A 12211-nucleotide genomic window follows, 5' to 3' on the forward strand; every position below is an offset into this window, starting at 1 on the left:
CGCATCGGACGCACGGTGGCGCTCGCGCGCCATGGCACTTCTTCCGCTCTCGCGGATCCTGCACCGCTGTTCTGGTGTCATGCCGGATGTCTCCACCCGGCCACCGCTCTCCGCACGCACGCGTGCGCCGACCGTTTCCGGATCGTGGAGTTTGGTGGGATGTTCTGCTGCCCGCGGCCTAGACCCGCGCTGTCGCGCTGCCTATGCACTGCCCTGGCAGTGATCCGGAGGAACCGCGCTCACGCGCGACAACAGCCCCGGAATGTGGAACCTCACTAGTGTACGTGCAGCCCGGGCGTGTCGCAAACCCGGGCGTGTCGCGGCATCCGCGTCGTTCCGCGGCATCCGCCCGCTACAACGACGACGGGGCCGGACCCGAAGGCCCGACCCCGTCGCAGGAAGCGCAGTGCTTACTTGATGATCTTCGTCACCGTGCCGGCGCCGACGGTGCGGCCACCCTCACGGATCGCGTAGCCGAGGCCCTCTTCCATGGCGATGGGCTGGATCAGCTCGACCGTCATGTCGGTGGTGTCACCGGGCATGACCATCTCGGTGCCCTCGGGCAGCGTGATGACGCCGGTCACGTCGGTGGTGCGGAAGTAGAACTGCGGGCGGTAGTTCGTGAAGAACGGGTTGTGGCGGCCACCCTCGTCCTTGGACAGGATGTACGCGGTGCCCTCGAAGTTCGTGTGCGGGGTGACCGAACCGGGCTTCACGACGACCTGGCCGCGCTCGACGTCGTCACGCTTGGTGCCGCGCAGGAGCAGACCACAGTTCTCGCCGGCCCAGGCCTCGTCGAGCTGCTTGTGGAACATCTCGATACCCGTGACGATCGTCTTCTGCGTCGGGCGCAGACCCACGATCTCGACCTCGGAGTTGATCGCCAGCGTGCCACGCTCGGCACGGCCGGTGACGACGGTGCCACGACCGGTGATCGTGAACACGTCCTCGATCGGCATGAGGAACGGCTTGTCCTTGTCGCGCACCGGGTCCGGGATCGACTCGTCGACAGCGTCCATGAGCTCGATGATCTTCTCGGTCCACTCGGCGTCGCCCTCGAGAGCCTTCAGACCCGAGACGCGGACGACCGGAGCGTTGTCACCGTCGAAGTCCTGCGACGACAGCAGCTCGCGAACCTCGAGCTCGACGAGCTCCAGGATCTCCTCGTCGTCGACCATGTCGCTCTTGTTGAGCGCGACCAGCAGGTAGGGCACGCCGACCTGCTTGGCGAGCAGCACGTGCTCGCGGGTCTGAGCCATCGGGCCGTCGGTGGCGGCGACCACGAGGATCGCGCCGTCCATCTGGGCGGCACCGGTGATCATGTTCTTGATGTAGTCGGCGTGACCGGGGGCGTCGACGTGAGCGTAGTGACGCTTCGGGGTCTCGTACTCGACGTGCGAGATGTTGATCGTGATACCGCGCTGACGCTCCTCGGGAGCCGAGTCGATCGACGCGAAGTCGCGCTGCACGTTGGTGGCCGACGGGTACTTGTCGGCGAGCACCTTCGAGATTGCGGCGGTGAGCGTGGTCTTGCCGTGGTCGACGTGACCGATCGTTCCGATGTTCACGTGCGGCTTGGTCCGCTCGAACTTGGCCTTAGCCACTGGGTCCTCCTCAGGACGGTCGTGTAGATGCCCCGGTCGCTGGATTGCGACCGGTTCGCTACGGGGATGGTTCTCAGTGTAGTAGAGAGGTTTTTGGTTGGTTCATGTGAAGTTGTGGGATCCGGAAGGGATGTCGCGGGCACCGCAGCGCCCGCGACATCCAGGCGATCACTCGCCCTTGTTCTTCTGGATGATCTCGTCCGCGACGGCGCGCGGGACCTCGGCGTAGCTGTCGAACACCATCGAGTAGACGGCGCGACCCGAGGTCTTCGAGCGCAGGTCGCCGATGTAGCCGAACATCTCGGACAGCGGCACCTGGGCACGCACGACCTTGACGCCCGAGGCATCCTCCATCGACTGGATCTGTCCGCGGCGGGAGTTCAGGTCGCCGATGACGTCACCCATGTACTCCTCGGGGGTACGCACCTCGACGGCCATGACCGGCTCGAGAAGAACCGGGTTGGCCTTGCGGGCGGCCTCCTTGAAGCCCATCGAGCCGGCGATCTTGAACGCCATCTCCGACGAGTCGACGTCGTGCGCCGCACCGTCGGTGAGGGTCGCCTTGACACCGACCATCGGGTAGCCGGCGAGCACGCCGACGTTCATGGCGTCCTGGAAACCGGCGTCGACCGACGGGATGTACTCGCGCGGGATGCGTCCACCGGTGACGGCGTTGACGAACTCGTACGTCTGCTCGGCCGTGACCTCGAGAGGCTCCAGCTTGAACTGGATCTTCGCGAACTGGCCCGAGCCACCCGTCTGCTTCTTGTGGGTGTAGTCGTGACGCTCGACCTCCTTGCGGATGGTCTCGCGGTAGGCGACCTGCGGCTTGCCGACGTTGGCCTCGACCTTGAACTCGCGCTTCATGCGGTCGACCAGGATGTCGAGGTGCAGCTCGCCCATGCCCTTGATGACGGTCTGGCCGGTCTCCGAGTTCTGCTCGACGCGGAACGTCGGGTCCTCTTCGGCGAGCTTCTGGATCGCGAGACCCAGCTTCTCCTGGTCGGCCTTGGTCTTCGGCTCGATGGCCACCTCGAGCACCGGGTCGGGGAAGGTCATCGACTCGAGCACGACCTGCTGGCTCGGGTCGCTCAGGGTGTCACCGGTGGTGGTGTCCTTGAGGCCGATGACCGCGTAGATGTGACCGGCGGTGACCGAGTCGACCGGGTTCTCCTTGTTGGCGTGCATCTGGAAGATCTTCCCGATGCGCTCCTTCTTGCCCTTGGTCGAGTTGATGACCTGGGCGCCGGAGTCGAGTCCGCCCGAGTAGACGCGGATGTAGGTGAGTCGACCGAAGAAGGGGTGCGTCATGATCTTGAACGCAAGAGCGGCGAAGGGCTCCGTGGCGTCGGCGTGACGCAGGATCACCTTCTCCTCGTCCTTCGGGTCGTGAGCCTCGACGGCCGGCATGTCGAGCGGCGACGGGAGGTAGTCCACGACCGCGTCGAGCATCGGCTGCACGCCGCGGTTCTTGAACGCCGAGCCGCAGAGCACCGGGTAGAGCTCGCTGGCGATCGTGAGCTTGCGGATGGCGCCCTTGATCTCGTCGACCGTGAGCTCCTCACCGCCGAAGTACTTCTCGAGGAGGGCCTCGTCGCTCTCGGCGACGGTCTCGAGCAGCTTCTCGCGGTACTCGGCGGCCTTGTCGGCGAGGTCGGCGGGGATCTCCTGCACCTCGTACTTGGCGCCCATGGTCACGTCACCCTTGGCGTCGCCGGGCCACACCAGGGCGCGCATCTCGACGAGGTCGATGACACCGAGGAAGTCGGACTCGGCACCGATCGGAAGCTGCAGCACGAGCGGCTTCGCGCCCAGGCGCTTCACGATGGTGTCGACGGTGAAGTAGAAGTCCGCGCCGAGCTTGTCCATCTTGTTGACGAAGCAGATGCGGGGGACGTCGTACTTGTCGGCCTGGCGCCACACGGTCTCGGACTGGGGCTCCACGCCCTCCTTGCCGTCGAAGACGGCGACGGCGCCGTCGAGCACGCGAAGGTTGCGCTCGACCTCGACCGTGAAGTCCACGTGACCGGGGGTGTCGATGATGTTGAGCTGGATGCCGTTCCAGAAGCACGTGGTCGCGGCCGACGTGATCGTGATGCCGCGCTCCTGCTCCTGGGCCATCCAGTCCATCGTCGCCGCACCGTCGTGCACTTCCCCGATCTTGTGGGTGATGCCCGTGTAGAAGAGGATGCGCTCGGTCGTCGTCGTCTTTCCGGCATCGATGTGCGCCATGATGCCGAAGTTGCGGACCTTCGTGAGGTCGGTGAGCACTTCTTGTGCCACGGGTTCTTCCTTACGTAGAGGGAGGGATGTCGCGGGGGTGCCGGCTCCGGGGCACGAGGCTCCGGAGCCGGCAGGGGGCTGTTACCAGCGGTAGTGCGCGAAGGCGCGGTTCGACTCGGCCATCTTGTGGGTGTCCTCACGGCGCTTGACCGCGGCACCGAGACCGTTCGACGCGTCGAGGATCTCGTTCTGCAGACGCTCGGTCATCGTCTTCTCACGACGGCCCTTCGCGTAGCTCACGAGCCAGCGCAGCGCGAGGGTGTTGGCGCGGTGCGCCTTGACCTCGACGGGAACCTGGTAGGTCGAGCCGCCGACGCGGCGGCTCTTGACCTCGAGGGTGGGGCGCACGTTGTCGAGCGCCTTCTTGAGCGTGGTGACCGCGTCCTGGCCGTTCTTCGACTCGACGCCGGCGAGGGCGCCGTAGACGATCGACTCGGCGAGGGACTTCTTGCCGTCGACAAGGATCTTGTTGACGAGCTGGGTGACGATCGGAGCGCCGTAGACCGGGTCGTTGACGACGGGGCGGCGAGGGGCGGGACCCTTACGAGGCATCTAACTCAACCCTTCTTCGCGCCGTAGCGGCTACGGGCCTGCTTGCGGTTCTTCACGGCCTGCGTGTCGAGCGCGCCGCGGACGATCTTGTAGCGGACACCGGGAAGGTCCTTCACACGGCCGCCGCGCACGAGCACGAGCGAGTGCTCCTGCAGGTTGTGGCCCTCACCGGGGATGTAGGCGGTGACCTCGACGCCGTTGCGGAGCTTCACACGGGCGACCTTGCGCATCGCCGAGTTCGGCTTCTTCGGGGTCGTCGTGTACACGCGGGTGCAGACGCCCGCCTGCTGCGGGTTCGACTTCAGTGCGGGAGCCTTGGTCTTGGAGACCTTCGGCGACCGGCCCTTGCGAACCAACTGCTGAATGGTTGGCACGTTCTCTCCTTGTTTGTGCTGCACGGTGACAGCGTTCGTGTCTCCCCCGGCTCGTCACGGTTCTTTGCGTTCCGTGTCGCTCCGGGCTCACGTGGATCCATCGGCGGCGCAGAATGACTGCACCGCGTTCTGTGATGGATATGCCGTGGGGGTGACCTGTTCGCAGGCCCTTCCCTGAGATGTGTGGGCGATGAACGCCTGCGTTGCACCGGGGCACAGCACAGGGCGCGCTTGGGCGCACACCCGATCAATGATACGCGGGATTTTCGGGGTCGGTCAAACGCGCGGATTCACCGGAACACCAGCAGCAGCACGGCCACCGCCACCCCGAGCACCGCGAGGCCCGCGGCGGCGATGATCAGCACGGCGAGGCGCCTGCGTGCGGCACGACGACGAGCCGCGATGACGGATGCCCCATCCACCCGATGCTGCGCGGGGCGCACCGGCGCGGGGGCCCGCTCGGCGAACACCGCGGCGGGCGGACGCGGGCGATAGATCGGCGAATCCGCGGCCGGCGCGCGACCCTCACGTGCGGGGAACAGCGCGTCGGGAGCGCCGGGCACGGGCGGGGTGGCTCGCCGCGAGACCCGAGGTGCCGTGACGTCGTCGGGCACCCGACGGGCCGAGACCGCGGTCGCCTCCTCAGGTGGGTCCGCGACCGGCGGCTGGACTCCGGCGACGGATGCCGCGGCCCGCCTCGCACTCGCCTCGGTGCGGTCGCCGGCAGGGTCGGCCCGCCGAGCGCTGAGCTCGGTGCGATCGTCGACAGGGTCGGCCCGCCGAGCACTCACCTGGGTGCGATCGTCGGCCGGATCGACCCGCCGAGCGCTGAGCTCGGTGCGATCGTCGAGCGGATCGCTCACCCCTCGACCCGGTTCAGCCGCACCTCGACGTCGCCGAGGAAGAACCGGTCACCTGCCTCCGCCTCGACCCCCGGCTCGATCTCGACGTCGGTGCCCATGACGGTGGAGAACAGCACGCCGTTCGTCGAGTGCAGATCGGTGATGTACCACCGGTCGCTCTGCAGGCGCAGAAGCGCATGGGTCTTGGACACCGTCCTGGTGTCATCGCTCAGCGGCACCAGCTGCGCACCGGGATGCGCGGGATCGGCGGCGGGCCGGCGCCCCACGATGACGACGTCGGCGGTCAGTTCCACGCTCGCGTTCCGGGCGGTGGCAAGCGACCAGCGCACCTTCCTCCGCCGGGCGATCACCGTCGCGTCGGCCCCGTCCTCGAGGTCGTCCTCGGCATGCCACTGCGCCGAGACCGCGCCGGCCGCCGAACGCGGCACCCCGGCGACGGGCGCTCCGGCCACCGCCGAGACCTCGCCGGTGATCTCGGGGAACACCGGGTCGACGATCGGGGGCTGCCACGCCCCCCGCGCCGGCGAACGGGTGAGAGACGGGGCATCCGTCGTGTCGGAGAGGCCGCCGGTCGCCTCGGGGGCGCGCCACGGCACGGGACTCGCGGGATCGTCGACGGCGGCGGAGGCCCGGCGCGCACCCGAGGCCGCATCGGAGAGATCGACCGTCTCGTTGTCGGCGACGGGCTCGTCGGAACGCATCGGCGGGACCAGTGCGTCGCCACGATCGGCGGGCAGGACCGACGACACCGGAGCCGAGGGCACCGAGCGGAACGAGATGCCCGCGCTCAGCTCGTCGATCTCGTCACGGCCGTCCCCGAAGACGGGGCGGGCAGGGAAACCGTTCGCATCCACCGGCACCTCAGCCGGCGGTGTCGGTGCCGCTGACGCGGGGGCCGGGGACTCCGAGGTGGGTCGGTCGAACCGCTCGCTGTCCTCCTCCGGCCACAGGTCCGCGAAGATCGACGAGCCCGGCGCGGGGGACGGCGCGGCGGGCGCCTGCCACGGGGTCTCGGCGACCGCAGGGACGGAGGATGCGGGCGCCGCAGGCGGCGTCGTCGGCGGAGTCCACGCGGCAGGGGCCGCCGCGGCGGCGGCCGGCGTCGGCGCGGAAGCGGCAGTCGCGGCCGCGGGGGGAAGCGGCGCGGCAGGCGCCGCACCGGTCGATGCGGGACGGGCGGCATCATCGGCGACCGCGAGGTCTGCCGGAGCCGGCAGTGGCGCGGCGGACGACGGGGGCGCCGCGGCATCCATCGGCGACGACACGCGTGCAGGCGCCCGCAGCGATGAGCGGACGGGACCGGCGACCGGACCCGCTATCCATCGAGCGGAGCCGAATCCGACGACGGTCGCCCACACCGGAAAGAGCAGCGCCGCGAGCACGGTCAACCCGCTGCCGAGCCCGAAACCCTGGTTGACGCGGTGCGCCGCGACGACCACGACGACCCAGAGGAAGAGCCAGCCGAACACCGGCACGAGCCCCAGCAGCACCAGCCACGGCGAGAGCCCGCCGAGCTGCAGGAGGCTCGCGATGTTGAACACCGGCACCCACGCGCGCCAGCTCTCGACGCCCGCCTTGCGGAACACGGCGGACAGCGACAACGCGACCCAGACGTACAGGGCCACAACGATCACGAGGTACAGCACCAGCACGATGGCCAGAGTGGACGAGTTCGACATGTCCTAGCGCGCGGGACGGCGAGTCCGGCGCGTCCCCCTTCCGGTCGATCCTGCACGGGCGCCCGATCGGGTGGACGAGCGCGTGAACCTCGGCGCGGCGAACCGCACGAATGATCTCAACGATAGAGCCGTGGCGAGTTTTCGCCAGAACCCCTGGCCACCGGCGAAGCCGCGGCGCTCCTCGTCGACGATGCGCCAGAACGCGTCCGCCTCCTCGGCGCTGGGCGGGCGGGGCGAGAACACCGCCTCATCGGCGCCGTCGGCGAGCACCGTCCCGCTCGGTGTGCCGTAGAGCGCGGCGAGCTCGCGCCGCGTGCGGCTCGCCGGCCGCGCACGACCCGCGTCGATCGCGGCATCCACGTACTCATCCCAGCCCCCCGCCACCTTCTGCGCCGGATCCGCCTGCAGCCGGCGCGAGCGACGCCGGAAGAACCTCGCCCCGGCCACGAGGAGGAACGGCCCCCCGAGCACAAGCAGCACGAGCAGCACGAGGCCGCCGATCTTCAGCGTCGCCCACAGCCAGGCGAGGTCCCAGCCGGAGTCACCCGCCGACGAAGCCTGCCGATCGGAGTCCTGCTGCACAGGGTTCGGCGGTGCGACCTCGTCGACCGAGTCGGGACGCACCTCGGTGACGTTCTCGGGGTCGCGCTGTCGCGTCACCTCGAGGCTCGGCGACTGGGCGTGCTGCGGGGTGGCATCCACCGCGATCCACTGTCCCTGGTCGTCGCGCACCTCCGTCCAGGCGCTCAGGTCGTCGGCACGGCAAGCTCCGTCCACGCACACGGGCACCGTCGCGTCCGCCGAGCTGAGACGGGCGCCGAGAACCACGCGGGCCGGGAAGCCGAGCTTGTTCGCGATGAGGGCGACCGCGACGGCGAACTGCTCGTCGTCGCCGACGGCTGCGACGTAGTTGTCGGTCGCCGCCGCCTGCGGGTCGGCCTCGCGCTGCAGCAGCTTGGCGAAGAGCTGGTCGACGCGCGCGAGCGAGTGACCGGCCGCACTGGGCTGGAAGGTGTAGTCCGCGAGCCCCGCCATCCACACCGGGGTCTCCCCGGTCGACACCGACAGGGCATGGCTGAGATAGCCGCGCGCCCTCAGCAGGGCGACCAGCCCCGACAGCGCCTCGCCCCCCGTGCCGGTCTGGTGGACCTCGACCCACTTCGTGAGGTTGTCGGGCAGGGTCACCGAGGTGGCCGCGCCTCCCGGAGCCCGCACGGTCGCGAGATCGGGGGTGATCGGGTCGACCCCTGTCACGCGATAGACGTCACCCGCGCCGAGGCCGTTCGGCACGGTGTCGACGCCCGCCTGCGCATCGGCGTTGTAGTAGAAGCCGTCGCTGAGGCCCGCGGCCCGCGACCCCTGAAAGTCGACCGACGAGACCTGGCCGAGGGTCGGCAGCCAGATGCCGCTGAGGCCGCCGATCGTCACGGTTGCGTCGATCGCGGTGCCCGCACCCGCATCGAGGCTCGACGGCACGCGCACGAAGCGCCCGTCACCGGAGGAACCGGCACGGTAGATCTCGCCGTCGTACACGTCGAGGGTCGCAAGCCGCACTCGAGCGGGCGCGGTGCCCGTCGTCGTCACCTGGAAGAGCACCTGGTCGGCCTGGGTGTCGCTGAACAGCGACCGATAGGTGGAGAGCGGGCTCGGTTCGGCCGCGAGGTCGATCGTCGGCCCGACCGCACTGCGGAGCACCTCGCGGTCGACGCCGAGGGCGGCGAACGGCACGACCGCCGCCGTGACAACGACAGCCACGACCACCATTCCGGCGGCGAGGGCGAGCCGGCCACCCGAGAACCCCGTGCGCAGTCGCCGGGCGCGGATGCCGCTGGCCCCGGCCGCGGCCTCGAGCAGGCGCAGCCGCTGATCCCGCTCCCGCCATGCGAGCCAGAGAAGGGCGGCGACCACGGTCGCCACCCCCACGAAGGTCTCGATCGGGGCGGGGACGGACACCGGGCCGAGCACGAGCGGATCGCTCGTCACGGAGCGGCCGAAGAGCAGACCGAACACGGGCATCGCGACGGCCGCCGGCACCGCGAGCACCGCACGGCGGTCGGCCCGCCAGGCCGCCAGCAGCGCCAGGGTCGTCGCGACCAGGAAGGTCACGAACACGGGGACGAGCAGGTTGCGGTAGTCGCCGACGGGAAGGTCGACCGTGAGCAGGTCCTTCCACGCGAGCGCGACTCCGCGCGCGAGCTCGACGAACCCGCCGCCGAGCTGATCGAGCGCGCTCAGGCGCCCCGGCATCGTCACGGGCACGCCCAGCACGGCGACGGCACCGAGAAGCGCGAGCACCACCACCCACCACGGCAGTCGTCGCCGCGTCACCGCCGCGGCGATCACCGCACCCACGACCGCCGCGACCGCGACGACGACGAGCAGCCACGCGGTGCGGTAGATCGGCCAGGTCGCGACCGTTCCGAGCACGACCATCGTCAGCACATAGGATGCCCCGGCCACCACCCGCGGCCAGGGCGACGCGGTGCGACCGCGTGCGGCGCTCACGACGTCGCCCCCCGCAGCAGCAGACCTGCGAGGTCGTCGACGGTGCCGACGGTGAGCACCGTGAGAGAGCCGAGCACCTGCAGGCGCGGATGCGCGCGCTCATCGCAGATGACGGCGAACACCGCGGTGTCCGCCGGGAACGCGAGCGCGATCTGCCGCACCCGGCTGAGGGTCAGCGTGGACCCCAGCACGAGGAACGCGACCGAGAGCCGCTCGTTCGCCTCGACGGCGGCCCGGCACACCTCGTCGACCGGAACCGTGTTCTCCAGCCTTTCGACGCCGCTGAAACCGTCGAGGAGCGGCCGCGCCGCGATCGTCGGCAGGTGCTGCACCGCGCGCAGCCGACCTCGCACCACCCGGGGGATCGCGGACCCGGCCAGGATGTCGAGCTCGCGCGCGTCGCGAACGGCACGGAGCCCGAGCGACGCCGCGCAGGAGACGGCGAGTTCGAACTCGTCGGCGTCGGCGTACTCTGTCGCCGCGACCGCGAGCACGACAGCCATGCGCGAGCGACGCGACTCCTCGTACTGGCGCACCATCAGCCGCCCCGTCTTCGCGGTCGACTTCCAGTGCACCTGTCGGCGAGAGTCGCCCGGTGCGTACTCGCGGATGGCGTGGAACGACATGTCCGCATCGACGAGCCGGCGGGTCGCGGCACCCTCGAGGTCGCGGATGAGGCCCGCACTCGTCGACGGGAGCGTGACCGTACGCGGGTGCACGAACAGCTCGTGGACGTCCTCGAACGCACGCTCGCGGCGCAGCATCCCGATCGGATCGCCCCGTACGGTCGTCACCGGGCCCACCGTCACAATGCCGCGACGCAGCGACGGGATCTCCACCGGCTGAACCACCTGCTGGGCGGGACGCAGCAGCGGTACCCCGATCTCGATGAGCCCACGCCCGACCGGCACGTCGAGACGCCCCGGAAGGGCGGTGCGTCGACCGACGTTTCGCACCACGATGCGACCGTCCACCGCGTCGCCCGCCACCACGCGCTGATGCGTCATCGTGAGGTCGACGTCGTACGACCGGCCGCCGAACAGGAACGGCACCGCCATCGCCAGCAGCAGCAGTCCGAGGCATCCGGCGACGATCGCCTCCACCCACCCGAACACGAGCCCGAGCACGAGGCCTGCCGTGCCGGCGACCGCCAGCACCGCACCCGCCGGACGCACCGTGTCGCGCAGCCACTCCGCGGTGGCCGCACCCGCCCGCCGCAGCACGCCCCACACCTCGGTCAGCCACACGACGGCGCCCACGATGCGACGGCCACCGACGGTGGTCACCTGCGTGCGGGCGGTGGTCGTGTGCCCCGAGGTCTGCGTGCGCGCGACGCGCGAGTCGTTCAGCGTCATGCGGTCTCGCGCTGGGTGGGAGGCGCGACGTCGAGCAGCACCTCGCCGACGACGGCCTCCTGGGTGACGCCGTCGAACTCGGCCTCCGGGTGCAGGATCAGCCGGTGGGCGAGCACCGCGACCGCGAGGGACTTCACGTCGTCGGGGGTGGCGTAGGTGCGCCCCTGCGAGGCGGCGCGCGTGCGGGTGGCGCGAGTGAGCGCGAGCGCCCCGCGGATCGACACCCCGAGGCGCACCTCGTCGGCCGAGCGGGTCGCGTCGACGATGCGCGCGATGTAGTCGAGGACGAGGGCATCGACATAGGTGTGCGACGCGAGGTCGGCCATGCCGGCGAGCGCCTGCGGCGTGACGATCGGAGGGAGATCGGCCGTGGCGACCGCGGCGCCGTCGAGGATGCGCACCGTCGCCGCGTGGTCGGGATACCCGAGCGAGGTGCGCATCAGGAACCGGTCCAGCTGCGCCTCCGGCAGCCGGTAGGTGCCCGCCTGCTCCACCGGGTTCTGGGTCGCGAGCACGAGGAACGGATCGCCGACCGCGCGGGACACGCCGTCGACGGTGACCTTGCCCTCCTCCATCACCTCGAGCAGCGCCGACTGGGTCTTGGGGCTCGCCCTGTTGATCTCGTCCGCGAGCACGATGTTCGCGAAGATCGGCCCGGAGTGGAACTCGAACGACCCCGACTTCTGGTCGTACACGGTGATGCCGGTGATGTCGCCGGGCAGCAGGTCGGGGGTGAACTGGATGCGCGTGTTCGTGCCCTGCACGGACTGCGCGAGCGCCCGCGCGAGGGATGTCTTGCCGGTGCCGGGGACGTCCTCGAGCAGCACGTGCCCGTCGCTCAGCATCGAGGTGAGCACCAGTTCCACGATGTGCCGCTTGCCGAGGATCGCCCGTTCGACGTTGTCGGCGATCTGACCGAACGTCTGCGCGAACCAGGTGGCCTGCTCCTGCGTGAGGGTCATCGGGAATCCTTTGCGTGAGGGGACGGGGAACAGA

At 70.0% G+C, this 12211-nt stretch carries 9 protein-coding genes; all 9 read right to left on the minus strand.

What is annotated here, in order from left to right:
• Positions 1-410: 410 nt before the first annotated feature.
• Entirely contained in the window at positions 411-1604 is a 1194-nt protein-coding gene (gene tuf, locus RR49_RS04170) for an elongation factor Tu (protein WP_045246811.1), read from the minus strand.
• A 168-nt stretch (positions 1605-1772) separates the two neighbouring features.
• Positions 1773-3887, minus strand: coding sequence for an elongation factor G (gene fusA, locus RR49_RS04175; protein WP_045246812.1), 2115 nt, complete (start codon positions 3885-3887; stop codon positions 1773-1775).
• 81 nt (positions 3888-3968) lie between these two features.
• Positions 3969-4439: a 30S ribosomal protein S7 gene (gene rpsG, locus RR49_RS04180; RefSeq protein WP_045246813.1), complete on the minus strand. Its 471-nt coding sequence runs from the start codon at positions 4437-4439 to the stop codon at positions 3969-3971.
• A 5-nt stretch (positions 4440-4444) separates the two neighbouring features.
• The gene (rpsL, locus tag RR49_RS04185) at positions 4445-4813 is read right to left on the minus strand and encodes a 30S ribosomal protein S12 (protein ID WP_045246814.1); all 369 of its coding nucleotides are present in this window, start codon (positions 4811-4813) and stop codon (positions 4445-4447) included.
• Between the two features lie 290 nt (positions 4814-5103).
• Positions 5104-5676, minus strand: coding sequence for a hypothetical protein (locus tag RR49_RS04190; RefSeq protein WP_045246815.1), 573 nt, complete (start codon positions 5674-5676; stop codon positions 5104-5106).
• Complete coding sequence (locus tag RR49_RS04195; RefSeq protein ID WP_045246816.1) at positions 5673-7355, minus strand: DUF5684 domain-containing protein; 1683 nt, start codon at positions 7353-7355, stop codon at positions 5673-5675. Before RR49_RS04195 ends, RR49_RS04190 begins: the two co-directional genes overlap by 4 nt.
• 3 nt (positions 7356-7358) lie before the next feature.
• Positions 7359-9860 carry a transglutaminase domain-containing protein gene (locus RR49_RS04200; protein WP_048809281.1) on the minus strand — a complete coding sequence of 834 codons (2502 nt, stop codon included), beginning with the start codon at positions 9858-9860 and terminating at the stop codon, positions 7359-7361.
• Entirely contained in the window at positions 9857-11215 is a 1359-nt protein-coding gene (locus RR49_RS04205) for a DUF58 domain-containing protein (protein ID WP_045246817.1), read from the minus strand. Before RR49_RS04205 ends, RR49_RS04200 begins: the two co-directional genes overlap by 4 nt.
• On the minus strand, positions 11212-12177 hold the full coding sequence (locus RR49_RS04210) for an AAA family ATPase (protein ID WP_045246818.1): 966 nt from the start codon (positions 12175-12177) through the stop codon (positions 11212-11214). The genes RR49_RS04205 and RR49_RS04210 overlap by 4 nt, the downstream gene beginning before the upstream one ends.
• Positions 12178-12211 lie beyond the last annotated feature (34 nt).

This window comes from Microbacterium ginsengisoli, from assembly GCF_000956535.1.
Lineage (GTDB): Bacteria > Actinomycetota > Actinomycetes > Actinomycetales > Microbacteriaceae > Microbacterium > Microbacterium ginsengisoli.